This is a genomic window from Pseudomonas sp. 2822-15 (assembly GCF_002742515.1).
In the GTDB taxonomy this organism is placed as follows: Bacteria; Pseudomonadota; Gammaproteobacteria; order Pseudomonadales; family Pseudomonadaceae; genus Aquipseudomonas; species Aquipseudomonas salomonii.
The window spans coordinates 516,759-542,450 of sequence record NZ_LJRY01000187.1; the positions used below are offsets into that span (position 1 = coordinate 516,759).

Annotated in this window: 29 protein-coding genes; 12 read left to right on the forward strand and 17 right to left on the reverse strand. The window is 61.1% G+C overall.

Annotated elements, in window-relative coordinates:
- Positions 1 to 38 precede the first annotated feature (38 nt).
- Both AOA59_RS17200 and AOA59_RS17205 read left to right on the forward strand, forming a co-directional pair.
- Positions 39 to 710 carry a TetR/AcrR family transcriptional regulator gene (locus AOA59_RS17200; protein ID WP_025859550.1) on the forward strand — a complete coding sequence of 224 codons (672 nt, stop codon included), beginning with the start codon at positions 39 to 41 and terminating at the stop codon, positions 708 to 710.
- A 33-nt stretch (positions 711 to 743) separates the two neighbouring features.
- On the forward strand, positions 744 to 1,598 hold the full coding sequence (locus tag AOA59_RS17205) for a sulfurtransferase (protein ID WP_099488434.1): 855 nt from the start codon (positions 744 to 746) through the stop codon (positions 1,596 to 1,598).
- A 153-nt stretch (positions 1,599 to 1,751) separates the two neighbouring features.
- Here the strand turns inward: AOA59_RS17205 and AOA59_RS17210 are convergent, their stop codons facing one another.
- The 4 genes from AOA59_RS17210 to AOA59_RS17225 form a co-directional block, all read right to left on the reverse strand.
- On the reverse strand, positions 1,752 to 2,747 hold the full coding sequence (locus AOA59_RS17210) for a hydrolase (RefSeq protein ID WP_099488436.1): 996 nt from the start codon (positions 2,745 to 2,747) through the stop codon (positions 1,752 to 1,754).
- Between the two features lie 99 nt (positions 2,748 to 2,846).
- Positions 2,847 to 3,464 (reverse strand): 16S rRNA (guanine(966)-N(2))-methyltransferase RsmD, encoded by a 618-nt coding sequence (gene rsmD, locus AOA59_RS17215; RefSeq protein WP_056857682.1) that lies wholly within the window; start codon positions 3,462 to 3,464, stop codon positions 2,847 to 2,849.
- Positions 3,464 to 4,954: a pitrilysin family protein gene (locus AOA59_RS17220; protein WP_099488438.1), complete on the reverse strand. Its 1,491-nt coding sequence runs from the start codon at positions 4,952 to 4,954 to the stop codon at positions 3,464 to 3,466. Before AOA59_RS17220 ends, rsmD begins: the two co-directional genes overlap by 1 nt.
- Positions 4,947 to 6,302: a pitrilysin family protein gene (locus AOA59_RS17225; RefSeq protein WP_099488439.1), complete on the reverse strand. Its 1,356-nt coding sequence runs from the start codon at positions 6,300 to 6,302 to the stop codon at positions 4,947 to 4,949. Before AOA59_RS17225 ends, AOA59_RS17220 begins: the two co-directional genes overlap by 8 nt.
- Positions 6,303 to 6,640: 338 nt before the next feature.
- Here AOA59_RS17225 and ftsY point away from each other — a divergent pair, with 338 nt between their 5' ends.
- From ftsY to rpoH, 4 genes are all read left to right on the forward strand, one after another.
- Positions 6,641 to 8,047: a signal recognition particle-docking protein FtsY gene (gene ftsY, locus AOA59_RS17230; RefSeq protein WP_099488441.1), complete on the forward strand. Its 1,407-nt coding sequence runs from the start codon at positions 6,641 to 6,643 to the stop codon at positions 8,045 to 8,047.
- A complete protein-coding gene (ftsE, locus tag AOA59_RS17235; RefSeq protein ID WP_003213784.1) occupies positions 8,044 to 8,715 on the forward strand; it encodes a cell division ATP-binding protein FtsE in 672 nt (223 codons plus the stop codon). The genes ftsY and ftsE overlap by 4 nt, the downstream gene beginning before the upstream one ends.
- Entirely contained in the window at positions 8,712 to 9,734 is a 1,023-nt protein-coding gene (ftsX, locus tag AOA59_RS17240; protein ID WP_099488443.1) for a permease-like cell division protein FtsX, read from the forward strand. Before ftsE ends, ftsX begins: the two co-directional genes overlap by 4 nt.
- 129 nt (positions 9,735 to 9,863) lie before the next feature.
- A complete protein-coding gene (gene rpoH / locus AOA59_RS17245) occupies positions 9,864 to 10,718 on the forward strand; it encodes an RNA polymerase sigma factor RpoH (protein WP_065912223.1) in 855 nt (284 codons plus the stop codon).
- A gap of 194 nt (positions 10,719 to 10,912) precedes the next feature.
- Here the strand turns inward: rpoH and mtgA are convergent, their stop codons facing one another.
- Positions 10,913 to 11,635: a monofunctional biosynthetic peptidoglycan transglycosylase gene (mtgA, locus tag AOA59_RS17250; protein WP_099488445.1), complete on the reverse strand. Its 723-nt coding sequence runs from the start codon at positions 11,633 to 11,635 to the stop codon at positions 10,913 to 10,915.
- Positions 11,636 to 11,709: 74 nt separating this feature from the next.
- Between mtgA and AOA59_RS17255 the strand changes: the two genes are divergently transcribed.
- The 4 genes from AOA59_RS17255 to trmB all read left to right on the forward strand — a co-directional run bounded on the left by AOA59_RS17255 (position 11,710) and on the right by trmB (position 13,954).
- A complete protein-coding gene (locus AOA59_RS17255) occupies positions 11,710 to 12,087 on the forward strand; it encodes a DUF423 domain-containing protein (protein WP_056857688.1) in 378 nt (125 codons plus the stop codon).
- Between the two features lie 71 nt (positions 12,088 to 12,158).
- On the forward strand, positions 12,159 to 12,359 hold the full coding sequence (thiS, locus tag AOA59_RS17260; RefSeq protein ID WP_065912283.1) for a sulfur carrier protein ThiS: 201 nt from the start codon (positions 12,159 to 12,161) through the stop codon (positions 12,357 to 12,359).
- A gap of 65 nt (positions 12,360 to 12,424) precedes the next feature.
- On the forward strand, positions 12,425 to 13,219 hold the full coding sequence (locus AOA59_RS17265; RefSeq protein WP_017139461.1) for a thiazole synthase: 795 nt from the start codon (positions 12,425 to 12,427) through the stop codon (positions 13,217 to 13,219).
- A gap of 9 nt (positions 13,220 to 13,228) precedes the next feature.
- Positions 13,229 to 13,954 carry a tRNA (guanosine(46)-N7)-methyltransferase TrmB gene (gene trmB / locus AOA59_RS17270; protein ID WP_056857689.1) on the forward strand — a complete coding sequence of 242 codons (726 nt, stop codon included), beginning with the start codon at positions 13,229 to 13,231 and terminating at the stop codon, positions 13,952 to 13,954.
- A gap of 143 nt (positions 13,955 to 14,097) precedes the next feature.
- Here the strand turns inward: trmB and AOA59_RS17280 are convergent, their stop codons facing one another.
- The 9 genes from AOA59_RS17280 to AOA59_RS17320 form a co-directional block, all read right to left on the reverse strand.
- The gene (locus tag AOA59_RS17280; protein ID WP_056857690.1) at positions 14,098 to 14,421 is read right to left on the reverse strand and encodes a DUF3392 domain-containing protein; all 324 of its coding nucleotides are present in this window, start codon (positions 14,419 to 14,421) and stop codon (positions 14,098 to 14,100) included.
- Positions 14,422 to 14,439: 18 nt separating this feature from the next.
- Positions 14,440 to 15,642: a radical SAM family heme chaperone HemW gene (gene hemW / locus AOA59_RS17285; protein ID WP_065912219.1), complete on the reverse strand. Its 1,203-nt coding sequence runs from the start codon at positions 15,640 to 15,642 to the stop codon at positions 14,440 to 14,442.
- Positions 15,639 to 16,235 (reverse strand): RdgB/HAM1 family non-canonical purine NTP pyrophosphatase, encoded by a 597-nt coding sequence (rdgB, locus tag AOA59_RS17290; RefSeq protein ID WP_025859581.1) that lies wholly within the window; start codon positions 16,233 to 16,235, stop codon positions 15,639 to 15,641. Before rdgB ends, hemW begins: the two co-directional genes overlap by 4 nt.
- Positions 16,232 to 16,666 (reverse strand): DUF4426 domain-containing protein, encoded by a 435-nt coding sequence (locus AOA59_RS17295; protein WP_056857692.1) that lies wholly within the window; start codon positions 16,664 to 16,666, stop codon positions 16,232 to 16,234. The genes rdgB and AOA59_RS17295 overlap by 4 nt, the downstream gene beginning before the upstream one ends.
- 21 nt (positions 16,667 to 16,687) lie before the next feature.
- Entirely contained in the window at positions 16,688 to 17,308 is a 621-nt protein-coding gene (metW, locus tag AOA59_RS17300; RefSeq protein ID WP_016972957.1) for a methionine biosynthesis protein MetW, read from the reverse strand.
- Positions 17,309 to 17,315: 7 nt separating this feature from the next.
- Positions 17,316 to 18,455, reverse strand: coding sequence for a homoserine O-acetyltransferase (locus tag AOA59_RS17305; RefSeq protein ID WP_099488449.1), 1,140 nt, complete (start codon positions 18,453 to 18,455; stop codon positions 17,316 to 17,318).
- A 116-nt stretch (positions 18,456 to 18,571) separates the two neighbouring features.
- Complete coding sequence (locus AOA59_RS17310) at positions 18,572 to 19,159, reverse strand: YggT family protein (RefSeq protein WP_065912217.1); 588 nt, start codon at positions 19,157 to 19,159, stop codon at positions 18,572 to 18,574.
- A gap of 24 nt (positions 19,160 to 19,183) precedes the next feature.
- Entirely contained in the window at positions 19,184 to 20,002 is an 819-nt protein-coding gene (gene proC, locus AOA59_RS17315) for a pyrroline-5-carboxylate reductase (RefSeq protein WP_099488451.1), read from the reverse strand.
- 33 nt (positions 20,003 to 20,035) lie between these two features.
- Positions 20,036 to 20,722 (reverse strand): YggS family pyridoxal phosphate-dependent enzyme, encoded by a 687-nt coding sequence (locus AOA59_RS17320; RefSeq protein ID WP_065912213.1) that lies wholly within the window; start codon positions 20,720 to 20,722, stop codon positions 20,036 to 20,038.
- A gap of 57 nt (positions 20,723 to 20,779) precedes the next feature.
- On the opposite strand from AOA59_RS17320, the gene AOA59_RS17325 reads away from it, so the two are divergent.
- Complete coding sequence (locus AOA59_RS17325) at positions 20,780 to 21,814, forward strand: type IV pilus twitching motility protein PilT (protein ID WP_099488453.1); 1,035 nt, start codon at positions 20,780 to 20,782, stop codon at positions 21,812 to 21,814.
- 130 nt (positions 21,815 to 21,944) lie between these two features.
- On the opposite strand, the gene AOA59_RS17330 is transcribed toward AOA59_RS17325, so the two are convergent.
- The gene (locus tag AOA59_RS17330; RefSeq protein ID WP_017139450.1) at positions 21,945 to 22,580 is read right to left on the reverse strand and encodes a C40 family peptidase; all 636 of its coding nucleotides are present in this window, start codon (positions 22,578 to 22,580) and stop codon (positions 21,945 to 21,947) included.
- 249 nt (positions 22,581 to 22,829) lie between these two features.
- Between AOA59_RS17330 and AOA59_RS17335 the strand changes: the two genes are divergently transcribed.
- Complete coding sequence (locus AOA59_RS17335; RefSeq protein WP_065912210.1) at positions 22,830 to 23,258, forward strand: TM2 domain-containing protein; 429 nt, start codon at positions 22,830 to 22,832, stop codon at positions 23,256 to 23,258.
- Between the two features lie 143 nt (positions 23,259 to 23,401).
- On the opposite strand, the gene AOA59_RS17340 is transcribed toward AOA59_RS17335, so the two are convergent.
- Positions 23,402 to 24,673, reverse strand: coding sequence for a dihydroorotase (locus AOA59_RS17340; RefSeq protein ID WP_099488454.1), 1,272 nt, complete (start codon positions 24,671 to 24,673; stop codon positions 23,402 to 23,404).
- Entirely contained in the window at positions 24,670 to 25,674 is a 1,005-nt protein-coding gene (locus AOA59_RS17345; protein ID WP_056857699.1) for an aspartate carbamoyltransferase catalytic subunit, read from the reverse strand. Before AOA59_RS17345 ends, AOA59_RS17340 begins: the two co-directional genes overlap by 4 nt.
- Positions 25,675 to 25,692 lie beyond the last annotated feature (18 nt).

The window sequence follows — 25,692 nt, forward strand, 5'->3', positions numbered from 1 at the left end:
GTAAGATGCCCCATCCCGTGTTCAGAAGCTGATCCCCTATGGCACCACGAGTAAAGACCAGCGAGCGCATTGTGCAAACCAGCCTGGAGCTTTTTAACCAGCAGGGTGAGCGCAGCGTCAGTACCAACCATATCGCCGCCCATATGGAAATTTCCCCGGGCAACCTGTACTACCACTTCCCCAACAAGCAGGCGATCATCGCCGTGCTGTTTCGTGAGTACGAAGCGTTGGTGGACAGTTTTCTGCGCCCGCCCCAGGGCCGCGCCGTCACCGTCGAAGACAAGCGTTTTTACCTGCAGGCCGTGCTGGCCGGCATGTGGCGTTATCGCTTCCTGCATCGGGACCTCGAACACCTGCTGGAAAGCGACCCGGAACTGGCCACCGGCTACCGGCGGTTTTCCCAGCGCTGCCTGATCCAGGGCGGGGCCATTTACCAAGGGTTTGTCGACGCCGGCATCCTCAATATGGACCCGGTGCAAACCGAGGCCCTGACCCTCAATGCCTGGATTATCCTCACCTCGTGGGTGCGGTTTCTGTGCACCACCAATGAAAACTCCGCGCACTTGAGCGCCGAAGCGATCAAGCGTGGTGTGTATCAGGTGCTGGTGCTGGAGGCGGGGTTTGTCACGCCTCAGGCGAAAGAGGCAGTGGATGCGCTGTTCAAAGAGTTTTACGTGCCGTTGAACCAGGCACTGGAAGAAGTGAAGTAGGACCTATCCCGAATCTGTTTACAGGAGCCCGTCATGCCGCTTGCCCAACTGATCAGCCCCCAGCAATTGGCCGAACGCCAGAAGGCCGCAGGGCTGGTGATCCTGGATTGTCGTTTTGCCCTTGAAGACCCGGACTACGGGCTTTGCAGCTATGCCGAAGGGCATATCGAAGGCGCGCAATATGCCGACCTGGAGCGCCACCTCAGTGGGCCGGTGACCAAAGGCGTGACCGGCCGCCACCCGTTGCCGGCGGCGGACACTTTGGTTGCGCAACTGCGGGCCTGGGGCATCCATGCCAGCACCGACATCGTCCTGTACGACGACGGCCCCGGCGCCTATGCCGCCCGCGCCTGGTGGTTGCTGGCCTGGCTGGGTAAGCGCGACGGGGTGTTTATCCTGGACGGTGGCCTCAAGGCCTGGCACGCCGCCGGTTTCCCGTTGAGCCTCGATGCGCCTGTGGTTGAGCCGGGAACGTTTGCCGGTAAGCCGGACAACCGCCTGCTGCTGGATGCCGAGCATTTGCAAAAACGCTTGGGCGAGCCGGGCCTGACCTTGATCGACGCCCGCGCCCAGGCGCGTTTTCGCGGCGAAGTGGAGCAGATTGACCCGATTGCCGGGCACATTCCCGGTGCGCAATGTGCGGCGTTCAACGAAAACCTGGGCAGTGACGGCCGCTTCCTGCCGGCCGATCAGCTTAAACAGCGCTTCGCCGCGCAGTTGCAGGGCCGCTCACCGGATGAACTGGTGGCGTATTGCGGTTCGGGCGTGACGGCGTGCCACAACTTGTTTGCCTTGAGTTTGGCCGGTTACCCGTTGGGCAAGTTGTATGCGGGGTCGTGGAGTGAGTGGATTACCGATCCAGCGCGGGAAATTGCAACCGGCGACTGATTGAATAGCCATGTAAACCCAATAAAACTGTGGGAACTGGCTTGTGTGGGAGCTGGCTTGCCTGCGATGAGGGAGTGTCAGTCGGTTAATTATTGGCTGACACACCGCTATCGCAGGCAAGCCAGCTCCCACACAAACCAGCTCCCACATTGTTTAACCATGTTGTGTCAGTAACCATTGCGGAATACGGCGCTCCAGGTAGTAACTGGGGCGCTTGAGCGTGCCATCCACAAACCCCACATGCCCACCCTTGGCCAACAACTCAAACTCGGTGCAATCCGACAGTTCACTGGCCTCGGGCAGGCTATGAGCAAACACGAACGGGTCATCGGCGGCCTGGATAATCAGCGTTGGCGTGCGGATTTCGCCCAGGTAGTAACGGCTCGAAGCGCGACGGTAATAGTCCTCGGCGCTGAGGAACCCGTGCAACGGCGCGGTCACCCGGCCGTCGAAGTCCCAGAATGTGCGCATTTTTTTCAATGAGCCCAGGGCTTCCAGGGTTTTCAGCCCTTCGGCCCTGCCATCCTGTACAAAGCGGCTTTGCTTGACGCGGATATACGCCAACATCTCGCGCATGAAATGCTTCTGATAAACCCGCGAAAAGCCCAGCCCGATGCGATCGGCGCACTGGTCCAGTCGAAACGGCACCGACACTGCCGCTGCGCCTTGCAGCCCGGATGCCTCGCCGGTTTCGCCCAGGTGCTTGAGCAGCACATTACCGCCCAACGAATAACCCACCGCGTACAGCGGCGCCAAGGGGCGCTTGGCCCGCAGATGGGCAATCGCCGCCGCCAGGTCTTCACTGGCACCGGAGTGATAGCTGCGGGCCAACAGGTTTGGCTCGCCCGAGCACCCACGCCAATTCAAGGCGGCGCTGGCCCAGCCTTGGGCGGCGAGGGCTTTTTGCAGCCCGGCCACGTAGGGCGAGTTGGACGAGCCGGTCAGCCCGTGCAGCACCAGCACCAACGGCGCTTGCGCGTCATGTGGGCCGTGCCAGTCGAGGTCGAGAAAATCGCCGTCATCCAGCCACAGGCGTTCGCGTTGGCGTTCGATGTGGGTAGTGGGGCGCCACAGCGGACCCCACAAGGTCTGCAAGTGAGGGTTGCCGAGGCCGAAGGCGGGTTTGAACAGTTCAGAAGACGGGATCATGAAACTCTCGGTAGCAAGCGAACTCACTGTGGCATGCGAGCTTGTTGTGGCAAGCCTGCTCGCCACAACAATCCTGCTCACTACAACATTTACCTAAGGTTAAGCAGCGCTTTCAACCAACCGGTGCCACAACGCGTAATACACCCGACCGGACTTCTGCTCCCGGTGCAGGCGCCAGCTGCCCGGCAGGCCGAGGGTCGACGGCGCGGTCTCGCTTTCAGTGTAGATCCACGCGTCGGGTGCCAGCCACTGGCGTTCTTCCAGCAACGCACACACCGTCGGCAACAGGTTCTGGTTGAACGGCGGGTCGAGGAACACCACGTCGTATTCGCTGGCCGCCTGGGTTTCCAGGTAGCGCAGTGCATCGGCGGTCTGCACCTGGCCGGTGGTGCAGCGCAGTGTGCCCAAGTGTTCCTTGAGGCTGGATACCGCCACATTGCTGGCATCCAGCGCCTGGCCCTGGGCCGCGCCACGGGACAGCGCCTCCAGGAACAGCGCGCCACTGCCGGCGAACGGGTCCAGTACCTTGGCGCCGCCGATATACGGCGCGAGCCAGTTGAACAGGGTTTCACGCACGCGGTCCGGCGTTGGGCGCAGGCCCACGACGTCGGGGAAACTCAGCTTGCGGCTGCCCCATTCACCGCCAATGATGCGCAGTTGGCCCACACCGTTATGCACGTTGTGGACAGGTTTTTTCGGGCGAGATGAACTGGCCATTAATGCTCCGGAACCCCGAGCGGCTGCTCGGCGGGTTTATCAGTGGGGGGCGGTAGTGGCTTTTGCGCAATCGTCGGGCCGGCGGTCACGATGACCATCTTGTCGGGGCTCAAGTGTTTATTCATTGCAGCCTTGACCTGCTCTACGGTCAGGGCCTGGGATTGTTTCATGAAATCCTCAAGATAGCTCAGCGGCAGGTTATAGAAACCCATGGCGCCCAGTTGCCCGACGATATCGGCGTTGCTCGCGGTGGACAGCGGGAAGCTGCCGGCCAGCTCACGCTTGGCGTCGTCCAGTTCCTTTTGCGTGGGGCCGGTCTTGAGGTAATCGGCCAGCACGTCTTCAACCAGGCGCAGGGTGCCGCCGCTCATTTCGGCACGGGTCTGCAGGTTGATCATGAACGGGCCACGCACCTGCATCGGCGAGAAACCGGAGTAAACGCCGTAGGTCAGGCCGCGCTTCTCACGCGCTTCGCTCATTAAGCGGGTGCCGAAACCGCCGCCGCCGAGGATCTGGTTGCCCAGGGACAAGGCGGCGTAGTCCGGGTCGGCGCGGTCGATGCCCAGTTGCGCGAACAGCAAATGGGTTTGCTTGGACGGGAACTCGATATGGCTCAGGCCAGCTTTCGGCTCGGTCGGCTGGGCGATCTTGGCCAGGGCCGGGCCTTTGGGCAGCGATGCGGAGACCTTGGCCGTCATGGCTTGCGCCTCGGCGCGAGTCAGATCGCCCACCACGGCGATCACTGCGTTGCCCGCCGCATAAGCCTTGGCGTGGAACGCCTGCAACTGCGCCAGGGTAATCGCCGGAACGCTCTCGGGCGTGCCTTCGCTTGGGTGCGCGTAAGGGTGGTCGCCGTACAAACGCTTGAACAGCTCAAGACTGGCCAGCTTGCCGGGGTTCTGTTTCTGGTACTCAAAACCGGCAAGAATCTGGTTCTTGATGCGCGCCAGGGAGTCGGCCGGGAAAGTCGGCTTGCCGATCACTTGGTCAAACAGCGCCAGGGCCGCGTCGCGCTTGTCGCTGTCGCTCAGGCTGCGCAGGGACACCAACGCCATGTCGCGAAAAGCGCCATTGCCGAAGTCGGCGCCCAGCCCTTCAAAGCCGCTGGCGATCTGGCTGACATCCTTGCCCGGTATGCCTTCGTTGAGCATGGCGTTGGTCAGCAGCGCCACGCCGGGCGTGTTGCCGTCCTGGCTGCTGCCGGCGGCGAACAGGATGCGCATGTCGAACATCGGCAGTTCGTGAGCTTCGACGAACAGCACCTTGGCGCCTTCGGCGGTGGTCCAGGTTTGCACGTCGAGCTTGCGGTTGGTCGGCGCCTTGCCGTCCAGTTCCGCCAAAGATTGCAATTTGTTGGCCGATTGCGCCTTGTCCAGGGCCTGGCTGGCCACCGATTCACTCGGGCGCAGGAAGTACACGGCGCTGGCGGCGATCAGGGTGACGACGACCAGGCCGGGGAAGATCAGGCGGCTGCTTTTGCGATTACTCATGAGCGGTCTCCTCGGGCAAAACATGGGCGACGCTCAAACGTTCGAGGGTGAAATAAGTCCGTGCGGCTTTCTGGATATCTTCCGGGGTCACGCTTTGCAGGTCGGCAAGCTCAGTGTCCATGAGTTTCCACGACAGGCCGACGGTTTCCAGCGAGCCGATGGCCGTGGCCTGGCTGGTGATGGAATCACGTTGGTAAACCACACCGGCAATCACTTGGGCGCGGATACGCTCCAGTTCTTCGGTGGTCGGCGGCTTGGCTTTCAGCTCGTCGAGCAAACGCCACAGGCCGGCTTCGGCCTGGGCAATGGTCTTTTTCTTCTGTTGGTTCGGCGTGGCGCTCAATGTGAACAGGCTGTCACCACGGGTATAGGCGTCGTAGCTGGTGGAGGCGCCGGAGACCAGCTCTTCACCGCGCTCCAGTTGCTCCGAGATACGTGCGCTGTAGCCGCCATCCAGCAGGGCCGAGAGCAGGCGCAGGGCTTGCACCGAGCGCTTGTCTTCGGCAGTCGCCAGGCCCGGCACGTTGAAACCGAGGATCACGCTCGGCAGTTGGGTCTGCACGTGCAGGGTCAGCAAGCGCTCGCCAGGTTCGGCCAGTTCCAGCGGGATCTTGGCCGGTGGCACGTCACGCTTGGGGATCGGGCCGAAGTAGCGCTGGGCGAGTTTCTTGACCTCGTCCGGCGTTACGTCGCCGACCACCACCAGCGTGGCGTTGTTCGGCACATACCAGGACTGGTACCAGTGGCGCAGCTCTTCGACTTTCATGCGCTCAAGGTCAGCCATCCAGCCGATGGTCGGCGTGTGGTAGCCGCTGGCCGGGTAGGCCATCGCCTTGAAGCGTTCATAGGCCTTGGACATCGGGTTGTCGTCGGTACGCAGGCGGCGTTCTTCCTTGATTACCTCGATTTCGCGGCTGAACTCATCAGCCGGCAGGCGCAGGCTGGCCATGCGGTCGGCTTCCAGCTCGAAAGCCACGCCCAGGCGGTCACGCGCCAGTACCTGGTAGTACGCGGTGTAGTCGTCGCTGGTGAAGGCGTTTTCTTCGGCACCCAGGTCGCGCAGGATCAGCGAGGCTTCGCCGGGACCGACCTTGGCGCTGCCTTTGAACATCATGTGTTCCAGGGCGTGGGACAAACCGGTCTGGCCCGGGGTTTCGTAGCTCGAGCCGACCTTGTACCAGACCTGGGAAACCACCACAGGCGCGCGATGGTCTTCGCGCACGACCACTTTAAGGCCGTTATCGAGGGTGAATTCATGGGTGGGTTGTGGGTCGGCAGCCAAGGCTGAAAGAGGCAGACAAACTGTGCTGAGCAGCAGGCCTGCGGCGCGGCGGGCTAGAGCAATCATTCGTGTTTTAACCTGTTGGGCTACCCGCTTGGTCTTAGCGTCGGCGGGCGAGGAGGTGCTAGGATACTGATCCGATTCAGGGGCGGCCACTGCGGCGGTCATATCGTTCCGGATCGAGTCGTAGGAATGTAGGAGTTGGCGCTGGGTTTCCCCGACGATCTTCTACTTTTCGCCGATTTTGTCGCTTCAGTCCTTTATTGAAACGATTTGTTGAGGCCTTTATTTACGCCTTACAAAATGTTGCGCATGAACAAGCGAGCGTTAACGCAGTCTGTTCTGCATCGAATTTATTTACCGAGGCGCCCTGGCGCATCGCTACTTTGAGATAGCCGTCCTCCATGTTTGGTTCCAACGACGACAAGAAGAGCCCAGCTGCGGCTGGCGAGAAAAAAGGCCTGTTCGGATGGTTGCGCAAAAAGCCGCAGGAAACCGTCGTCGAACAGCCACAGGTTCAGCCTGAGCCGATTCCAGAACCGGTCATAGACGCTGAGCCGCCCGCGCCGGTGGTGCTGCCGATGGCCGAGCCGGTGTTGCAACCGGTGGTTGAGCCAGAGCCTGCGCCCGAGCCCGAGCACACGCCGTGGCTGGAACTGCCGGTGGCTGAAGAGCCTGTGGCACTGGTTGAAGATGTACAGACCGAGCACGTCACGCCGCCGATTCCAGCGGTTGTTGAGCCGGTTGCAGTAGTCGTTGAAGCGCCTGCGCCCGTCACTGTTGAGCCTGCGCCTGCACCTGCACCTGTTGTGGTTGCCGTTCCCGCCATTATCGCGCCGCCGGTTGCCCCGGAGCCTGTTGTGGCTGCCGTTGAAACCAGCAAAACCGGGTTCTTTGCCCGCCTCAAGCAAGGCCTGAGCAAAACCAGCGCCAGCATCGGCGAAGGCATGGCCAGCCTGTTCCTGGGCAAGAAGGTCATCGATGACGAGCTGCTGGAAGACATCGAAACCCGCCTGCTCACCGCCGACGTTGGCGTTGAAGCCACTGCCGTGATCATCCAGAGCCTGACCCAGAAGGTTGCGCGCAAGCAGCTGACCGACGCCGATGCGCTCTACAAGTCCCTGCAGGCCGAACTGGCTGCGATGCTTAAACCTGTAGAAGCCCCGCTGGTGATCACGCCGAACAAGCCGTTCGTGATTCTGGTGGTCGGCGTCAACGGCGCCGGCAAAACCACCACCATCGGCAAGCTGGCCAAGAAGCTGCAGTCCGAAGGCAAAAAAGTCATGCTCGCCGCCGGTGACACTTTCCGTGCCGCTGCCGTGGAGCAGCTGCAGGTCTGGGGTGAGCGCAACAAAATCCCGGTCATCGCCCAGCACACCGGCGCCGATTCCGCCTCGGTGATTTTCGATGCCGTGCAGGCTGCCAAGGCCCGTAACATCGATGTGTTGATCGCTGATACCGCCGGTCGCCTGCACACCAAAGACAACCTGATGGAAGAGCTGAAGAAAGTGCGCCGCGTGATCGGCAAGCTCGACGCGGACGCCCCGCACGAAGTGCTGCTGGTGCTCGACGCCGGTACCGGTCAGAACGCTATCAGCCAGGCCAAACAATTCAACCAGACGGTGCAACTGACCGGCCTGGCATTGACTAAGCTCGACGGCACGGCCAAAGGCGGCGTGATCTTCGCCCTGGCCAAACAGTTCGGGTTGCCGATTCGTTATATCGGTGTCGGTGAAGGTATCGACGACCTGCGCACCTTTGAAGCCGAACCCTTTGTACAGGCACTTTTCGCCGAGCGGGAGCGTTCATGATTCGATTCGAACAGGTCGGTAAACGCTACGCCAACGGGCATGTGGGCTTGCATGAGCTGAGCTTTCGAGTACGGCGTGGCGAGTTTCTGTTTGTAACCGGCCACTCGGGCGCCGGTAAAAGTACGCTGCTGCGCCTGTTGTTGGCGATGGAGCGCCCGACCACCGGCAAGCTGCTGCTGGCCGGCCAGGATCTGGCGACCATCAGCAATGCGCAGATCCCGTTCCTGCGCCGCCAGATCGGCGTAGTGTTCCAGAACCACCAGTTGCTGTTCGATCGCACGGTGTTCAACAACATTGCCTTGCCGTTGCAGATTCTCGGCCTGTCCAAGGCTGAAATCGTCAAACGCGTGGATTCGGCTCTGGAGCGCGTGGCGCTGTCGGACAAGACCGATCTGTATCCAGGCGACCTGTCCACCGGCCAGCAACAGCGCGTCGGCATCGCCCGCGCCATCGTCCACCGCCCGGCCTTGCTGCTGGCGGATGAACCTACCGGTAACCTTGACCCGCGTCTGGCGGCTGAGATCATGGGCGTGTTCGAAGACATCAACCGCCTGGGCACCAGCGTGCTGATCGCCAGTCATGACCTGGCACTGATCGCCCGCATGCGCCACCGCATGCTGACCTTGCAACGCGGCCGCCTGATCGGCGACGGGGAGGCTGGCGTATGAGTGCGACTCGCAGCCCCAAGGTTTCCGAGCGTGTGGCGCCAAAAGCCGCCGACCCGCAACCGCCGAAGAAAAAACGCGACGACGATGATGGTCCGGATTTCGCCACGCTGCTGCGCGCCTGGATCGAAAGCCATCGCGCCAGCTTGGTCGACAGCCTGCGCCGCCTGGGCAAACAGCCGATCGGCAGCTTTTTCACCTGCCTGGTAATGGCCGTGGCACTGAGCCTGCCGATGGGTTTGTCGCTGCTGCTTAATAATGTGGAGCGCCTGGGCGGTTCCTGGCAGCGCGCGGCGCAGATTTCCCTGTACCTGGACCTCGACACCAGTGCCAAAGACGGCGAGAACCTGCGCGACGACATCAAAAACCTGCCGGGCGTGGCGGAGGCCGAATACATCAGCCGCGATCAGGCCCTTGAAGAGTTCCAGCAGCAATCGGGCCTGGGTGAGGCGCTTAAAGAGTTGCCGCAGAACCCGCTGCCGGGCGTGGTGCTGGTGACGCCGAACGAAGTCGACAAGCCGGCGCTTGAGGCCCTGCGACAAAAACTCGCAGAGATGCCCAAGGTGCAACAGGCACAACTTGATCTAGTCTGGGTGGAGCGCCTGGCGGCGATTCTCAAGCTGGGCGACCGCTTCGTGTTCGGTCTGACGGTATTGTTGGTGTCTGCATTACTTTTGGTGATAGGTAATACCATTCGTCTTCATATTGAAAACCGCCGCACCGAGATAGAAGTGATTAAACTGGTCGGCGGCACAGACAGCTATGTGCGTAGGCCTTTTCTGTACATGGGCGCGCTTTATGGCTTCGGTGCGGGGATTTTGTCCTGGTGCGTGCTGGCTTTTGGCTTGAACTGGCTGAACGACGCGGTAGTCGGGCTGGCCGGCTTGTACGGCAGCGATTTTGCCCTGGCCGGTGTGCCGGTCGCCGACGGTCTGAGTCTCTTGCTTGGCGCCGTCTTGTTGGGGTATATCGGTGCCTGGATTGCGGTCGCTCGTCATTTACGTGAGCTGGCACCGAAGTAGTTAATGTCAGATTAATGTGGTTTCGTTTGTATTGACCGTATTGGTGGTTTAGGGAACTTGTCCTACGGTTCCCGGTCAATTTTCGCAGTGCTGAACTGCACGAGTTATGTGAGTCGGAGGTTTTTTCGTATGACCACTTCTTTGCAACCTGCTTATGCTCTGGTCCCAGGTGCGAACCTGGAGGCCTATGTGCACACGGTCAACAGCATTCCATTGCTGACGCCCGAGCAGGAGCGTGAACTGGCCGAGAGTCTCTACTATGAGCAGGATTTGGGGGCGGCTCGGCAGATGGTGCTCGCCCACCTGCGTTTTGTCGTACATATCGCCCGTAGCTATAGCGGGTACGGCCTGGCCCAGGCTGACCTGATTCAGGAAGGCAACGTCGGCCTGATGAAGGCTGTAAAGCGCTTCAACCCTGAGATGGGCGTGCGCCTGGTGTCGTTTGCCGTGCACTGGATCAAGGCGGAAATCCACGAGTTCATCCTGCGCAACTGGCGCATCGTGAAAGTCGCGACCACCAAGGCTCAGCGCAAGCTGTTCTTTAACCTGCGCAGCCAGAAAAAACGCCTGGCGTGGCTGAACAACGAGGAAGTCCACCGTGTGGCCGAAAGCCTCGGCGTGGAACCGCGTGAAGTGCGCGAGATGGAAAGTCGCCTGACCGGCCATGACATGGCCTTCGACCCGGCCGCTGAAGCGGACGACGACAGCGCCTTCCAATCGCCGGCCAACTACCTGGAAGACCACCGGTACGACCCGGCGCGTCAACTGGAAGACGCCGACTGGAGCGACAACTCCAACCAGAACCTGCACGAAGCACTGGAAGTGCTGGACGACCGTAGCCGTGACATTCTCTACCAGCGCTGGTTGGCAGAAGACAAAGCCACGCTGCACGACCTGGCGCAGAAGTACAACGTGTCGGCCGAGCGGATTCGTCAGCTTGAGAAAAGCGCGATGAACAAGCTGAAATTGTCGATTGCCGCTTAAAACGTTGCGATAAGACAAAAAATGCCCTGGTCGAAAGACCGGGGCATTTTTGTATGCAGTCAAAAATCTAAGGCTTAACTCGGTCTAGTGTGGGAGCTGGCTTGCCTGCGATGAGGCAGTATCAGCCAGCACATGTGTTGATTGACCCACCGCAATCGCAGGCAAGCCAGCTCCCACATGGGTAGTGCAGTGTGTCAGTCAGCCCACGGGGCTTTGCGGGAGTTGTTCAACTCCACCAAGTAACCATCCCCGCCCAGCTGGCTCATCTGCTGCCGAATCCACGCCGCCCGCCTTGCCACATACGCCGTCGGATGGCTGGCACTCCACACCCGTGGATTAGGCAAAACCGCCGCCAGATAGCTGGCCTGCTGACGGGACAACGCCTTGGCACTCACGCCAAAGTGATGTCGCGCGGCTGCCTCTGCACCAAACACGCCTTCATCCCACTCCACGCTATTGAGGTACACCTCAAGAATCCGCTGTTTGGGCCACAGCACCTCGGTCAGTGCGGTAAACCAGGCTTCCAGGCCTTTGCGCAGATAACTGCGACCGGTCCACAGAAACAGGTTCTTCGACACTTGCTGGCTCAAGGTACTGGCGCCGCGAATCGAACCGCCGCGCTCGTTATGCGCCAGCGCCGCCTGGATCGCGCCAAAGTCAAAACCCCAGTGCTGCGGGAAACGCTGGTCTTCACCGGCCATTACCGCCACTTTCAGCTCGTCAGATATCTCATCCCACGGCACCCAGGTGCGCTGCACATCGATCGGTTCGCCGTCGACCCAGGATTCGATCTTGCGTTCCACCATCAACGCAGTGAACGGCGGCGGCACCACACGAAACAGCAGCACCAGCAGCACACTGCCGATGGCAAACCATTTAATGACATTAAAAAAGCGCTTGAAGAGGAGACGCAGCATAGAGATGGCTTGGCCGAACCCGTTGAGCGGGCCATTATACAGACCCTGCCCCTCGAGTCTGACTGGAGTTCCTCATGCTGCGTAGCTTTCTGATGCTGGCTGCCTTTTTCGGCTTTACCGGCGTCGCCCTGGGCGCCTTTGCCGCCCACGGCCTGAAAAACCGCTTGAGCGCCGAGTACCTGGCGATCTTCCATACGGGCGTCACCTACCAGTTGGTGCACGCCCTGGCGCTGTTCGGCGTGGCGCTGCTGGCCGCGCATATTCCTGGCCGACTGGTCAGTTGGGCGGGCATCTCCTTTACCGTCGGCATCCTGCTGTTCTCGGGCAGTCTGTATGCGCTGACTCTCACGGGCATCAGCAAGCTGGGCATCATCACGCCGTTTGGGGGGCTGGCCTTCCTGCTCGGCTGGTTCTTCCTCGGGTTGACTGCGTGGCGTCTACAGGTCGCCTGACCAAGGGGCTTGGGTCAGCCGCGCTGATCGGGCTAGAATGCTGGCCCCTAAAAACGATGGCGGCCCGTGGCATGCGCATTCAGTTGAACGGCGAACCCTTTGAACTGCCCGACGGTGAAACCGTTGCGGCCCTGCTGACCCGTCTGGACCTCACCGGACGCCGTGTCGCAGTAGAGCTCAATCTGGATATCGTCCCGCGTAGCCTGCATGCCGAAACCGCGCTCACCGAAGGTGATCAGGTCGAAGTGGTCCACGCCATCGGCGGCGGCTAGCCGCCCGGCGCTCAAGGGCGCCAACCCGCATTCTGCAGAACCTCACCCCAACTCGAGGATTTCCCATGAGCATCGTTCGTAGCGACAAGCCTTTCGTCCTGGCCGGTCGTACCTACCAGTCCCGCCTGCTGGTCGGCACCGGCAAGTACCGCGACATGGAAGAAACGCGCCTGGCCATCGAAGCCTCGGGTGCCGAGATCGTGACGTTTGCCGTGCGCCGCACCAACCTCGGCCAGATCGAGGGCGAGCCGAACCTGCTCGAAGTATTGTCGCCGGATCGCTACACCTTCCTGCCGAACACTGCCGGTTGCTACGACGCCATCGAAGCCGTGCGCACCTGCCGCCTGGCCCGTGAGCTGCTCGACGGCCACAACCTGGTAAAACTGGAAGTGCTGGCCGACCAGAAAACCCTGTTTCCCAACGTGATCGAAACCCTCAAGGCCGCCGAAACCCTGGTCAAGGAAGGCTTCGACGTGATGGTCTACACCAGTGATGACCCGATCATCGCGCGCCAATTGGCCGAAATCGGCTGCATCGCCGTGATGCCGCTGGCCGGCCTGATCGGTTCCGGCCTGGGGATCTGCAACCCGTACAACCTGCAAATCATCCTCGAAGAAGCCAGGATTCCGGTACTGGTGGATGCGGGCGTGGGCACTGCCTCCGACGCCACCATCGCCATGGAGCTGGGTTGCGACGCGGTGCTGATGAACTCGGCCATCGCCCATGCCCAGCAGCCGGTCATGATGGCCCAAGCCATGCAACACGCAATCGTCGCGGGCCGCCTGGCGTACCTCGCCGGTCGCATGCCGAAAAAACTGTACGCCAGCGCCTCCTCGCCGCTGGATGGTCTGATCAAGTAAGAGCCATTGATGACTGAATCAAACGAAACGCCGAACCCCGTGGAAGAAGGCGACGAGTCCAAGCACCGCCGCATCAAGAGTTTTGTGATGCGCGCCGGCCGCATGACCGAAGGCCAGCAAAAGGGCCTGGAGCAAGGTACGCCGCTGTTCGTGTTGCCATTGGCCGACGCGCCGGTGGACTACGACCAGGTGTTCGGCCGCTCGGCGCCGCGTTCCCTGGAAATCGGTTTCGGCATGGGTCACTCCCTGCTGGAAATGGCCGCGGCCGCGCCGGACCAGGACTTCATCGGTGTGGAAGTGCACCGCCCAGGTGTCGGCGCGCTGCTTAACGGCGTGCTGACCCAAGGCCTGACCAACCTGCGCGTCTACGACTGCGATGCGATCGAAGTGCTCAACCGCTGCATCGCCGACAACAGCCTCGACCGCCTGATGCTGTTCTTCCCGGACCCCTGGCACAAATCGCGTCACCACAAACGCCGTATCGTCCAGGCTTCCTTCGCGGAGCTGGTGCGCAGCAAGCTCAAGGTGGGGGGCATCCTGCACATGGCCACCGACTGGGAGCCTTACGCGGAATACATGCTGGAAGTGATGGACGTAGCGCCTGGCTACCGCAACCTGGCCGAAGACGGCAAATGCGTGCCACGCCCGGCCGAGCGCCCGATCACCAAGTTCGAACGCCGTGGCGAACGTCTGGGGCATGGGGTTTGGGATTTGAAGTTCGAGAAGGTCGACTGACAAGCCAATAGCCGGCTTGGAATGCAATCAACTGTGGGAGCTGGCTTGCCTGCGATAGCATCACCTCAGTATCACAGATACACCGAGGTGCCTGCATCGCAGGCAAGCCAGCTCCCACATTTGCTTTTGTGTTGAGCTTTAAATCAGCGGCGGTCGGCTACTACGCCAATCAACACCAGTACCACCACCAGCACCGGCGCCAGGCTGTAGTTATTGAACTGGCTCAGCCCCCGAACAATCCACGGCGTGGCATACAGCAAGGCCGCGCCGCTGCCGATCATGCATACCAGCGCCATCAAGGGTACGCGCAAGGCCCCGGCGAGGCTGCCCAAACGGCCTTCGATCCAGCCTTTGATATCCGCGCCAAACAACACCAGCAAACAGCCGACAAGGGCCAGGGAGATTTCCGACAGGTTGCTACGGCTCCAGCGGGACACGGTGGCGAGCAGGTCGAGTACCAAATCCATGTGATTTCCTTAGAGCGATCAGCTCAAAAACTTCTGCAACAGGTCATTGAGAAACAGTTGCCCACGGTCGGTGGCCGCCAGGCGTGACGGTTCGACCTGCATTAAGCCACTTTGTTCTGCCTCCCGGCGGCCTTCGTCGAGGCTGGCCAGGTCGAGGCCGGTGCGTTCGGCGTAGAGCTTGGATTCGACGCCCTCGGTGAGGCGCAAAGCGTTCATCAGGAACTCGAACGGCAGCTCTTCATTGGTCAGTTCTTTCGCCCCGGCCTGAAAGCTTTTGGCCGGGTTGAGGTAATCCTTGGGTGCTCGGGTCTTCCAGGTGCGGATGATGCGCCCGTCCGGGTGGCTGAGCTTGCCGTGGGCACCGGCGCCGATGCCGATAAAGTCGCCGAAGCTCCAGTAGTTCAGGTTGTGTCGCGCCGGGCGGCCCGGCTGGGCATAGGCCGACACTTCATATTGTGCGTAACCGTGTTCGGCCAGCAGTGCTTGGCCGGCTTCCTGAATGTCCCACAGCGTGTCGTCTTCCGGCAGCGCGGGCGGCTGGTTCCAGAACACGGTGTTGGGTTCCAGCGTCAGTTGATACCACGACAAGTGCGTGGGCTTCAGCGCGATGGCTTGGCGCAAGTCGCTCAGGGCATCGTCCAGCGACTGATCGGGCAAGCCGTGCATCAAGTCCAGGTTGAAGTTATCGAACCCGGCCTGGCGGGCCATACCAGCGGCGCGCACAGCCTCATCGCCATTATGGATGCGGCCCAACGCCTCAAGCTTTTGCTGCTGGAAGCTCTGGATGCCAATGGACAGGCGATTGATCCCCAGCTTGCGGTACGCCACGAACTTCTCTTGTTCGAAGGTGCCGGGGTTGGCTTCCAGGGTGATTTCGATGTCGCCTGCAAACGCAATACGGGCCTGCACGCCCTTGAGCAGGCGGCCCAGTGCGGCGGCGCTGAACAGGCTCGGCGTACCGCCACCGAAGAAGATCGAACTCAGTTCGCGGCCGTAAACCGCGTGCAGGTCTTGATCAAGGTCGGCCAGCAGTGCGTCCACATACTCTTCTTCCGGCAGCACTTTGCTCGCGGTGTGGGAGTTGAAGTCGCAATACGGGCATTTGCGCACACACCACGGAATGTGGATGTACAGCGCCAGGGGCGGCAGCACCGGCAAGGCCGCCCGCGGTGTTTGCGCGCCGCCGTGGATCAGCGGCTGCGCAGAGGTGTTCTGGGTCATTTCAGGCTCAGGCGTTGGCGCAGCAAATCCATTGCGCGGGCGCGGTGGCTGATCTGGTTCTTGTCGGCCGGGCTCAGTTCGGCGCTGGAGACATTGCGCTCCGGCACCCAGAACAGCGGGTCATAGCCAAAGCCATGCTCGCCACTGGCCGCATGCAGAATGCGCCCGTGCCACAGGCCTTCGCACAGAATCGGCAACGGGTCATCAGCGTGGCGAACCAGCGCCAGCACGCAGACGAACTGTGCACCGCGCTCGGCGTCCGGCACGTCCTTGAGGGCGTCCAGCAACTTGGCGTTGTTGGCCGCATCACCCTTGCCGTCGGCATACCGCGCCGAATAGATGCCCGGCGCGCCGCCGAGGAAATCCACGGCCAGGCCCGAGTCATCCGCCAGCGCCGGCAGGCCGGAGATGCGTGCGGCATTGCGGGCCTTGAGGATGGCGTTTTCGACAAACGACAGGCCGGTTTCTTCCGGCTCGACCTGGCTGAACTCGCCGATCGAGCGCAGTTGCACGGAGTCGCCGAGCATGGCCTGGAGTTCTTTGAGTTTGCCGGCGTTATGGCTGGCCAGTACGAGTTGGGTGAGGTTCATCATTCGGCCGGGAAAAGTTCTTGGACAAAACTGAAACCGTGGGCCTTGCCGCCAGTTTCAACGTTGATAGTGAAGGTCTTGAATTCCTGTTGCGGCACTGAGTAAGGGGCCAGGTAATTGGTCACGCCTTTCTCGGTGATTTGCTTGAACGTCAGCACTTCGCTCTTGCCGCTCAAGTCCTTGATGGTGCCGGTCACTTGCGCCACCACAGGCGTCACACCTTTAAACACCGACACATTGATCAACCCTTTGTTCTTGCTGCGTACAACGCCCACCGCTTGAGCGGTTTCGGGCTGCAGGAAGCTGGAGGTAAAGGTGTTGTAACGAACGGTGATATCACCAAATTCCTTGGTGCGATTAGGGTCGATAACATCGGCGGCCATAGCGTTGGCGCCCAGCAATGCAGTCAATAAAAAAACAGCCAAACGACTCATGATCGTGCCTCTTGATAATGATTAGACGGCAATCTTGTGGTCGGTCAGGCCAGGGCTGCTGACCCGGTAAATACCAATTTCGCCCAACAGGTTGGGCCATAGTTTACTCGCCCAGCCGTGGCGGTGCTGTTGATCGACGGCAAGGCGGTTGATCACCTTGGCTTCACGCTCGCCACACAAGGCTTCAAAGTCTTCAAAGGTGCAGAAGTGGATGTTCGGCGTGTTGTACCAGGTGTACGGCAGGAAGTCCGAGACTGGCATCCGGCCCTTGGTGGCCAGGTACCAGCGGCAGCGCCAGTGCCCAAAGTTGGGGAAAGTGATGATGCACTGGCGGCCCACGCGCAGCATCTCGTCGAGGATGCGGTCCGGGTAGTGCACCGCCTGCAGCGCTTGGGTCATCACCACGATATCGAAACTGTTGCTGGCAAAGTTGCCCAGGCCCTTGTCCAGGTCCTGCTCGATCACGTTGATGCCCTTGGCCACGCACTGGGCGATATTGTCCGGGTCGTTTTCCAGGCCATAACCGGTGACTTGCTTGTTGTCACGCAGCCAGCTCAGCAGTTCGCCATCGCCGCAGCCCAGGTCGAGCACGCGGCTGCCGGCGGGGATCCAGTCTTGGATGATTTCCAGGTCGGCTCTCATGGCGTTCTCACAGTGCTATTCGGTTCATGTAGTTACTGAAGGCCTGCAGGTAGCGCGGGATCGGAATCAGGAAGGCGTCATGGCCTTGCGGAGCATCGATCTCCAGGTAGCAGACGTCTTTGCGTGCGGCCATCAAGGCGTCCACCAGCTCACGGGAGCGCGCTGGCGAGAAGCGCCAGTCGGTGGTGAACGACATCACGCAGAACTTGGCCGTAGCGTGCTCGAAGGTTTTCGCCAGGTCGTCGTCGTGGTTGGCGGCCGGGTCGAAGTAGTCCAGCGCCTTGGTCATCAGCAGGTAAGTGTTGGCGTCGAAACGCCCCGAGAACTCCTCGCCCTGATAACGCAGGTAGCTTTCGACCTGGAACTCGACACTGTGGAAGTCGTAGTTGAGCTTTTCGCTCTTGAGCCCGCGGCCGAATTTTTCGCCCATGGAGTCATCGGACAGGTAGGTGATATGCCCGACCATCCGCGCCAGCATCAAGCCGCGTTTGGGGATCACACCGGCTTCCTGGAACGAACCGCCGTGGAACTCGGGGTCGGTGAGGATGGCCTGGCGTGCCACTTCGTTGAAGGCAATGTTCTGCGCCGACAGTTTTGGTGCCGAGGCGATGGCCAGGCAATGGCGCACGCGATCCGGGTAGGAGATGGTCCATTGCAGCGCCTGCATGCCGCCCAGGCTGCCGCCGATCACGGCGGCCCATTGGCTGATGCCCAGCAGGTCGGCAAGACGCGCCTGGCTGTGCACCCAGTCTTCCACGGTGAGCACCGGGAAGTCGGCGCCGAATGGCTTGCCGGTTTCCGGGTTGAGGCTGCTCGGGCCGGTAGAACCGTTGCAGCCGCCGAGGTTGTTCAGGCTGACCACAAAGAATTTGTTGGTGTCGATGGGCTTGCCGGGGCCGATGCAGCTGTCCCACCAGCCGGGCTTGCGCTCGTCGGCACTGTGAAAGCCAGCGGCGTGATGATGGCCGGATAAGGCGTGGCAAATCAGCACGGCGTTGCTCGCCGTGGCGTTCAACTGGCCGTAGGTTTCATAGATCAGGTCATAGGCCGGTAGCGAACGGCCGCAGGCCAGGGCCAGCGGTGCGCTGAAGTGCGCCACTTGGGGCACGACCAGTCCAACAGAATCGGGGGGGAAGGCAGCTGGCATCGACCCTGCTCTCGTTTAAATGAGGCGTAAGTCTAAAGACCACCGCACCCAGCGGCAAGCAGAGGCCGGCGGTTTAGCGAACGTTCCTGCGCGGGTGCGCAGGAACGAATCACCAATCAGATCAAGCTGTACAGCAGCGGCGGCATGCCGGTGAACTCGGCGAGGTAGGGGATCACCCAGATTTGCAGCAATTGCAGCGCGATAAACGCAAAAATCGGCGAGATGTCGAGGCCGCCCAGGTTAGGCACCCAGCGACGAAACGGCGCAAGTACCGGTTCGGTGATCTGCTTGACCAGTTCCGCGCCCGGGCTGCGGCTGTCCGGAGCGACCCAGGACAAAATCACGCTGATGATCATGGACCAGAACAGGATCTTCAAAAATAGCGACAAGATACCGATCAGCGCCCAAGGCACCATCAGCACGGTGTCAGGCCGGAAGCCCTTGAGCACCAGCACCACCGCGAACAGGGCCAGCTGCAACAGGAACGCCAGCACCAGTGAAGACATGTCCAGGCCAAACATGCTCGGCACGACGCGGCGCAGTGGCTTGAGCAGCGGTTGCGTGGCTTTCACCACGAATTGGCACAGCGGGTTGTAAAAGTTCGCCCGCACCACTTGCAGGATAAAGCGCATCAGTACGATCAGCAGATACAGGCTGCCCAGGGTCTTGATGATGAAAATGACAGCGTCATTGAGTCCGAGCATCATTGTTTCCTTCGTAAGAGACGACTATTTGCCCAGTTGTTCGGCCATTTCTGCCGAGCGATGCGCGGCGGCGCCGAGGGCTTTTTCCACCAGGGCTTCAAAACCCCCGGCCTGGAACGATTCGATGGCAGCTTGAGTGGTGCCACCTGGCGAGGTCACGCGGCGGCGCAACTCGGCGGCGTCCACGTCGCTGCCGACGGCCATTTTCGCCGCGCCCAAGGCGGTTTGCTCGGCCAGTTGCTCAGCCACGTCGTGTGACAGGCCCAGTTTCACGCCGGCGGCGGTCATCGCTTCGATCAGCAGGAAGAAATAGGCCGGGCCGCTTCCGGAGACGGCGGTGACCGCGTCCAGTTGCTGCTCCTGTTCCAACCACACGGCAATGCCCACGGCGGACAGCAGCGTTTGAGCCTGGTCGCGCTGTTCGGCGCTCACTTCGGCGGTGGCGTACAAGCCGCTCACGCCCTGGCGCAGCAGTGCCGGCGTATTGGGCATGCAACGCACGATCGGCTGGGCGCCAAGCCAGTTGTTCATGCTGGCGCAGGTGATACCGGCAGCGATCGACACCACCAGTTGGTGCGGTCGCAAGCTCGGGCGCAGGCTTTCGCACACGGCCTTCATGGCTTGCGGTTTTACCGCCAGCACGATCACGTCGACGCCCTGGATGGCCTCGGCGTTATCGGCAAAGGTCTCGATACCGTGCTCGGCGCTGACGCGGGCGCGGGTTTCGGCGCCGGGGTCACTGGCGCGGATCTGCGAGGTTTCCAGGCCCTTGGCCCGCAGGCCGCCGATCAGGCTGGCCGCCATGTTCCCGGCGCCGATAAAGGCAATACGCGTGTTGCTCATGACAGGTCCTTACTTAGAGGGATGTCAGCCATTTCACGGCTGGCCGTAGTCGCGGGCGCCAAACAGGGCGGTACCGATCCGCACCCAAGTGGCGCCTTGGGCGATAGCCGATTCAAGGTCGTGGCTCATGCCCATGGAAAGTGTGTCCAGCGGTAGGTTCAGGCTGGCTTGCAGATCGCTGACCGCTGCAAAGGCTGCATCTTGTGCAGCGCGATCTTCAGTCGGCTCGGGGATCGCCATCAAGCCACGCAGCTTCAAACGTGGCAGGGCGCTGATTGCAGCGGCCAGGGCCGGCAGGTCGGCGGGTGTACAGCCGGACTTGCTGGCTTCGCCACTCACGTTGACCTGAATGCAGATGTTCAGCGGCGGCAGGTCGGCCGGGCGTTGTTCGGACAGGCGTTGAGCAATTTTCAAGCGGTCCACGGAATGTACCCAAGCGAAGTTTTCGGCGATCGCACGCGTCTTGTTCGATTGAATGGGGCCGATGAAGTGCCAACTCAAGGGCAGGTCGGTTAATTCGGCCTGTTTGCCCAGGGCTTCCTGCAGGTAGTTCTCGCCAAAGTCGCGCAGGCCGGCGGCATAGGCTTCGCGTACGGCCTGGGCAGGTTTGGTTTTGCTCACGGCCAGCAGGTGGATGCTGCTTTCGTCACGTTGCACGGCGTGGGCCGCGGCGCGGACGCGCTGGCTAACCTGGCCGATGTTGTCTGCTATCGTCGACATTCAAGATGCACCCGTGGATATGGAGTCCGCGGCATTCTACTGGAAATGGAAAGCCCTATGGATATCACTGAACTGCTGACGGCCAGCGTGCGCCGTGGCGCCTCCGACCTGCATTTGTCGGCTGGCCTGGCGCCGATGCTGCGTGTCGATGGCGAAATCTGGCCATTGGAGGGCCCGGTACTTTCGCCTACGCAAGTTGCGGACCTATTAAGCCCTTTGCTCAATCAGCACCAACAAAAGGATTTCGAAACATCTCTTGAAACGGATTTTGCCTTCACGCTGCCGGGCCTGGCGCGGTTCCGCGCGAATGTGTTCCGCCAGGATCGCGGCATGGGCGCAGTGTTTCGCACCATCCCCACCGAAGTGCAAAGCCTGGAAGACCTCGGATTAGGCGAGGTCTTGCGCCGTATCGCGCAGCTGCCGCGCGGCCTGGTGCTGGTAACCGGCGCGACCGGCTCCGGCAAGTCGACGACGCTGGCGGCGATGATCGACCACCTCAACCAGCACCGACGCCAGCACATCCTCACGCTGGAAGATCCGATCGAATTTATCCACAGGCCGAAAATGGCCCTGATCAATCAGCGCCAGGTGCACCGCGACACCCATAGTTTTTCGGCGGCGCTGCGGTCGGCCCTGCGTGAAGACCCGGATGTGATTCTGGTGGGCGAGCTGCGTGACCTCGAAACCATCCGCCTGGCGCTGACGGCCGCAGAGACCGGGCATTTGGTATTGGGCACGCTGCACACCTCTTCAGCGGCAAAGAGCGTGGACCGACTGGTGGACGTGTTCCCGGCGGGGGAAAAAGCCATGGTGCGCGCCATGTTGTCGGAGTCGTTGCAGGCGGTGGTGTCCCAGGTGCTGGTCAAAAAGCTCGGCGGCGGCCGGGTGGCGGCGCACGAGATCATGCTGGGCACGCCAGCCATCCGTAACCTGATCCGCGAGGACAAGGTGGCGCAGATGGTCTCGGCGATTCAAACCGGCGGGGCGTTGGAGATGAAAACCCTGGATATGAGCTTGAAGGCGTTGGTCAGCGAGGGGCTGATCAGCCGGGAGGATGCGCGGGGGCTGGCGCGGGTGCCGACAGATATCTGAACGCCGATGAAATCAGTGTGGGAGCTGGCTTGCCTGCGATGACGGTGTGCCAGTCGACAGAGATGTCGCCTGGCAGTTCGCTATCGCAGGCAAGCCAGCTCCCACATTTTGTAGTGCATTCAGCCTGGGATCAGCGCTGAACAACCCGCAGGTTATTCTGCTCTTTAGGCAGAACACGCTTGGCAATCACGTAGTTCTTGTCCCAGAACGGCTTTTTCAGCGTGTCGATGCTCACCGACTTGCCACGGCGCGGTGCGTGGATAAAGCGGTCGTTGCCCAGGTAGATGGCAACGTGGTTGACCTGGCGGCTCTTCAGTTTGAAGAACAACAGGTCGCCCGGTTTTAAATCCTTGCGATCAACCTTCAAGCCGTGGCCGGCAGCCATGGCGTTGGAGGTGCGGGGCAAATCCACCGCTTTTACATCATTAAACGCATATTTCACCAAACCGCTGCAGTCGAACCCTTTACTTGGGCTGCTGCCGCCCCAACGATAAGGAGTACCGAGCACGTTAACGGCGCGGCTGAGGACATTGCTGCTTTGCTTGGTGTTGACGGCCAGTTGGGTGTGGATCGCTTTACCGTGGGCCTTGCTCACTTGAGTCGGGCGGTTGACGGTCAGCTTTACCGACTTGGCAGTGCTGGGTGTGCTGTGAACTTTAGGGGTGAAACCGTTAACGTTAGGAAGACGTTGCTCACGATTGGTGGCGTGGGCGGCCAGTGGCATTAATAGGCAGATGGTTAGCCATGTCTTGAAAAATGGTCGCATTAGGCGTGGCTCTTTTAGGTTTGCGCGCAACTTTATAACAGCTTTTTGTGTCGTTCTCAGGCCGTTTGTCGACTGAACTCTGGGGTCAAACTCTGGAAAAACGCGACGAATTGCCGCAATTGTCCTACAGAGGTCAGGTGGCATAAGGCTTTGCGGGAGGGAAGATACCATTTGCCGTGCGTCGGGCGCCCGTAAAAAAGTCACAAAGAAAATGAAAAAATTTATCTATCGAGGCGAAAGAGGTACTCCATGAACACCTATCGACAGGTTGTTACGCAGCAAGACACCCACAGCAAGGTGATCGGTTACCTGCTTTGGATTTTCGGTTTTACCGGGGCGCATCGCTTCTATTACGGCAAGCCCGTGACCGGGACGATCTGGTTTTTCACCTTCGGCCTGTTCGGTATTGGTTGGCTGATCGACCTGTTCCTGATCCCGGCCATGGACCGTGAAGCGGACCTGCGTTTTACCGCCGGGCCGATCGAATACAACGTGGCCTGGATTCTGTTGGCGTTCCTGGGTGTATTCGGTTTGCACCGCATGTACCAGGGCAAATGGATCACCGGCCTGATCTACCTGCTGACCGGCGGTTTGTTCCTGATCGGGGTGCTGTATGACTTCTGGACGTTGAATACGCAGATTTCGATCCGCAATGCCGAGCGCAACAGCGGGCGCTAAGTCTCTCAAGCCTATTAGAGAGCCCAATGTGGGAGCGGGCTTGCTCGCGAATACGGTGGATCAGTCAGCATATTTGCCAGCTGATACACCGTATTCGCGAGCAAGCCCGCTCCCACATTTACTGCGGCCACTCCAGACTGGAGTCAGGCCTGATAGGTAATCCGCCCATCCACCAAGGTGTAGCGCACCGTCGCCGGCAGGCTATGGCCGATGAACGGGCAGTTCTCGCCCTTGGACAGCCAGTGTTCCCCGGCAACCGTGGAGCTGGCAGGGTCAAACACCACCAGATCCGCCGGCGAACCCACCGCCAACTTGCCCGCCGGCAGGCGTAACGCCTCGGCAGGGCCAGCGCTCAGGCGAGCGAGCAGTGTCGGCAAGTCCAGCAAGCCGTCTTCCACCAGGGTCATCGCCAGTGGTAACAACAGCTCTACGCTGCTGATGCCTGGCTCTGTCGCGCCAAACGGTGCCAGCTTGGCATCCCGTTCATGGGGCTGGTGATGGCTGGAGATGGCCGACACCACACCCGACTTCACCGCCGCCCGCAAACCCTCACGGTCGGCCAGGGTGCGCAGCGGTGGCTGCACGTGATACAGGCTGGAGAAGTCGATCAATGCCTCATCGGTCAAAATCAGCTGATACAACGCGACATCCGCCGTTACCGGCAGGCCGCGCGCCTGGGCCTGGGCGATCAACGCCACACCACGTGCGCTCGTGAGTTGGCTGAAGTGCGCGCGTACACCGCTTTGTTCCACCAGCAGCAGGTCACGGGCCAGGGCCACGGTCTCGGCAGTCTCCGGAATGCCCGGCAGGCCGAGGAAGCTGGCCACGGCGCCTTCATGGGCCAGGCCGCCTTCGGCCAGGTCGCGGTCCTGGGAGTGGAAGATCACGGTCAGATCGAACGTAGCCGCATATTCCAGGGCACGGCACAGCGTGCGGGTGCTGCGAAAACTCTCCAGGCCGTTGCCGAAGGCCACGCAACCGGCATCGCGCAGGGCGATCAGCTCGGCAAGTTGTTCGCCTTCCAGGCCTTTGCTCAGGGCGCCGATGGGGAACACTTTGCAATTACCGGCTTCACGGGCGCGGTCGAGGATCAGCTCGGTCACCGCCGAAGTGTCCAGGATCGGCTTGGTGTGTGGCGGGCAGCACAGGCTGGTGACGCCACCGGCTGCGGCCGCGCAGGTTTCGCTGGCGATGCTGCCTTTGCGGCTGTAACCCGGCTCGCGCAAAGCGACGTTCAGGTCCACCAGGCCAGGCGCGGCCACCAAACCTTTGGCGTCGATGCTCTGGCTGGCGCTGAAACCTGCGGGCGCGGCGCCAATGGCGATGAGCTTGCCGGCTTCCAGGTGAAGGTCGGTGACTTGATCCAGGCCACTGGCGGGATCGATAACGCGAGCGCCAAGAATGCTGAGCTTCACTGGGCGTTCTCCTGCTCGAATTGACGTTGCGCGGTTTGCCCGCTCATGGCCATGGACAGCACGGCCATGCGGATGGCGATGCCATAAGTCACCTGGTTGAGGATCACTGACTGCGGGCCATCGGCCACCGCCGATTCAATCTCCACGCCACGGTTGATCGGGCCTGGGTGCATCACGATGGCGTCCGGCTTGGCACCGGCCAAACGTGCGGTAGTCAGGCCGAACAGGCGGTAGAACTCGCCTTCGCTCGGCAACAGGCCACCGGACATGCGCTCGCGCTGCAGGCGCAGCATGATCACCACGTCCACATCCTTGAGGCCTTCGGTCATGTCGGTGTAGACCTTCACGCCGTATTGCTCGATGCCGATCGGCAGCAGGGTTTTCGGCGCGATCACGCGGATATCCGGGCAACCCAGGGTTTTCAGGGCCAGCATGTTCGAACGCGCCACCCGCGAGTGCAGGATGTCGCCGACGATGGCCACCGAGAGGTTTTCAAAGCTGCCCTTGTGCCGACGAATGGTGAGCATGTCGAGCATGCCCTGGGTCGGGTGTGCGTGGCGGCCGTCGCCGCCGTTGATGATTGCCACCTGCGGGCACACATGCTCGGCGATAAAGTGTGCGGCGCCGGAGTCGCCGTGGCGTACCACGAACATGTCGGCGGCCATGGCTTCCAGGTTGCGCAGGGTGTCGAGCAGGGTTTCGCCCTTGCTCGCCGACGAGGTCGACACGTTCAGTGTGATCACGTCGGCCGACAGCCGCTGGGCCGCCAGTTCAAAGGTGGTGCGGGTGCGCGTGGAGTTCTCGAAGAACACATTGCAGATGGTTTTGCCGCGCAGCAGCGGGACTTTCTTCACCGCCCGGCCACCGACTTCGAGGAACGAGTCGGCGGTGTCGAGGATTTCGGTGAGCAGTTCGCGGGGCAAACCGTCGAGGGACAAGAAGTGTTGCAACTGGCCCTGAGCATTGAGCTGCAGCGGGCGCTTGGCATCTAGAGGCGTCATCGCGGGGACTCTGTACAA

What these genes read in the sequence shown, in the direction of transcription:
- AOA59_RS17200 (WP_025859550.1), top strand. Translation starts at nt 39, where the DNA reads ATGGCACCACGAGTAAAGACCAGCGAGCGCATTGTGCAAACCAGCCTG.
- AOA59_RS17205 (WP_099488434.1), top strand. Translation starts at nt 744, where the DNA reads ATGCCGCTTGCCCAACTGATCAGCCCCCAGCAATTGGCCGAACGCCAG.
- AOA59_RS17210 (WP_099488436.1), bottom strand. Translation starts at nt 2,747, where the DNA reads ATGATCCCGTCTTCTGAACTGTTCAAACCCGCCTTCGGCCTCGGCAAC.
- rsmD (WP_056857682.1), bottom strand. Translation starts at nt 3,464, where the DNA reads ATGGCCAGTTCATCTCGCCCGAAAAAACCTGTCCACAACGTGCATAAC.
- AOA59_RS17220 (WP_099488438.1), bottom strand. Translation starts at nt 4,954, where the DNA reads ATGAGTAATCGCAAAAGCAGCCGCCTGATCTTCCCCGGCCTGGTCGTC.
- AOA59_RS17225 (WP_099488439.1), bottom strand. Translation starts at nt 6,302, where the DNA reads ATGATTGCTCTAGCCCGCCGCGCCGCAGGCCTGCTGCTCAGCACAGTT.
- ftsY (WP_099488441.1), top strand. Translation starts at nt 6,641, where the DNA reads ATGTTTGGTTCCAACGACGACAAGAAGAGCCCAGCTGCGGCTGGCGAG.
- ftsE (WP_003213784.1), top strand. Translation starts at nt 8,044, where the DNA reads ATGATTCGATTCGAACAGGTCGGTAAACGCTACGCCAACGGGCATGTG.
- ftsX (WP_099488443.1), top strand. Translation starts at nt 8,712, where the DNA reads ATGAGTGCGACTCGCAGCCCCAAGGTTTCCGAGCGTGTGGCGCCAAAA.
- rpoH (WP_065912223.1), top strand. Translation starts at nt 9,864, where the DNA reads ATGACCACTTCTTTGCAACCTGCTTATGCTCTGGTCCCAGGTGCGAAC.
- mtgA (WP_099488445.1), bottom strand. Translation starts at nt 11,635, where the DNA reads ATGCTGCGTCTCCTCTTCAAGCGCTTTTTTAATGTCATTAAATGGTTT.
- AOA59_RS17255 (WP_056857688.1), top strand. Translation starts at nt 11,710, where the DNA reads ATGCTGCGTAGCTTTCTGATGCTGGCTGCCTTTTTCGGCTTTACCGGC.
- thiS (WP_065912283.1), top strand. Translation starts at nt 12,159, where the DNA reads ATGCGCATTCAGTTGAACGGCGAACCCTTTGAACTGCCCGACGGTGAA.
- AOA59_RS17265 (WP_017139461.1), top strand. Translation starts at nt 12,425, where the DNA reads ATGAGCATCGTTCGTAGCGACAAGCCTTTCGTCCTGGCCGGTCGTACC.
- trmB (WP_056857689.1), top strand. Translation starts at nt 13,229, where the DNA reads ATGACTGAATCAAACGAAACGCCGAACCCCGTGGAAGAAGGCGACGAG.
- AOA59_RS17280 (WP_056857690.1), bottom strand. Translation starts at nt 14,421, where the DNA reads ATGGATTTGGTACTCGACCTGCTCGCCACCGTGTCCCGCTGGAGCCGT.
- hemW (WP_065912219.1), bottom strand. Translation starts at nt 15,642, where the DNA reads ATGACCCAGAACACCTCTGCGCAGCCGCTGATCCACGGCGGCGCGCAA.
- rdgB (WP_025859581.1), bottom strand. Translation starts at nt 16,235, where the DNA reads ATGATGAACCTCACCCAACTCGTACTGGCCAGCCATAACGCCGGCAAA.
- AOA59_RS17295 (WP_056857692.1), bottom strand. Translation starts at nt 16,666, where the DNA reads ATGAGTCGTTTGGCTGTTTTTTTATTGACTGCATTGCTGGGCGCCAAC.
- metW (WP_016972957.1), bottom strand. Translation starts at nt 17,308, where the DNA reads ATGAGAGCCGACCTGGAAATCATCCAAGACTGGATCCCCGCCGGCAGC.
- AOA59_RS17305 (WP_099488449.1), bottom strand. Translation starts at nt 18,455, where the DNA reads ATGCCAGCTGCCTTCCCCCCCGATTCTGTTGGACTGGTCGTGCCCCAA.
- AOA59_RS17310 (WP_065912217.1), bottom strand. Translation starts at nt 19,159, where the DNA reads ATGCTCGGACTCAATGACGCTGTCATTTTCATCATCAAGACCCTGGGC.
- proC (WP_099488451.1), bottom strand. Translation starts at nt 20,002, where the DNA reads ATGAGCAACACGCGTATTGCCTTTATCGGCGCCGGGAACATGGCGGCC.
- AOA59_RS17320 (WP_065912213.1), bottom strand. Translation starts at nt 20,722, where the DNA reads ATGTCGACGATAGCAGACAACATCGGCCAGGTTAGCCAGCGCGTCCGC.
- AOA59_RS17325 (WP_099488453.1), top strand. Translation starts at nt 20,780, where the DNA reads ATGGATATCACTGAACTGCTGACGGCCAGCGTGCGCCGTGGCGCCTCC.
- AOA59_RS17330 (WP_017139450.1), bottom strand. Translation starts at nt 22,580, where the DNA reads ATGCGACCATTTTTCAAGACATGGCTAACCATCTGCCTATTAATGCCA.
- AOA59_RS17335 (WP_065912210.1), top strand. Translation starts at nt 22,830, where the DNA reads ATGAACACCTATCGACAGGTTGTTACGCAGCAAGACACCCACAGCAAG.
- AOA59_RS17345 (WP_056857699.1), bottom strand. Translation starts at nt 25,674, where the DNA reads ATGACGCCTCTAGATGCCAAGCGCCCGCTGCAGCTCAATGCTCAGGGC.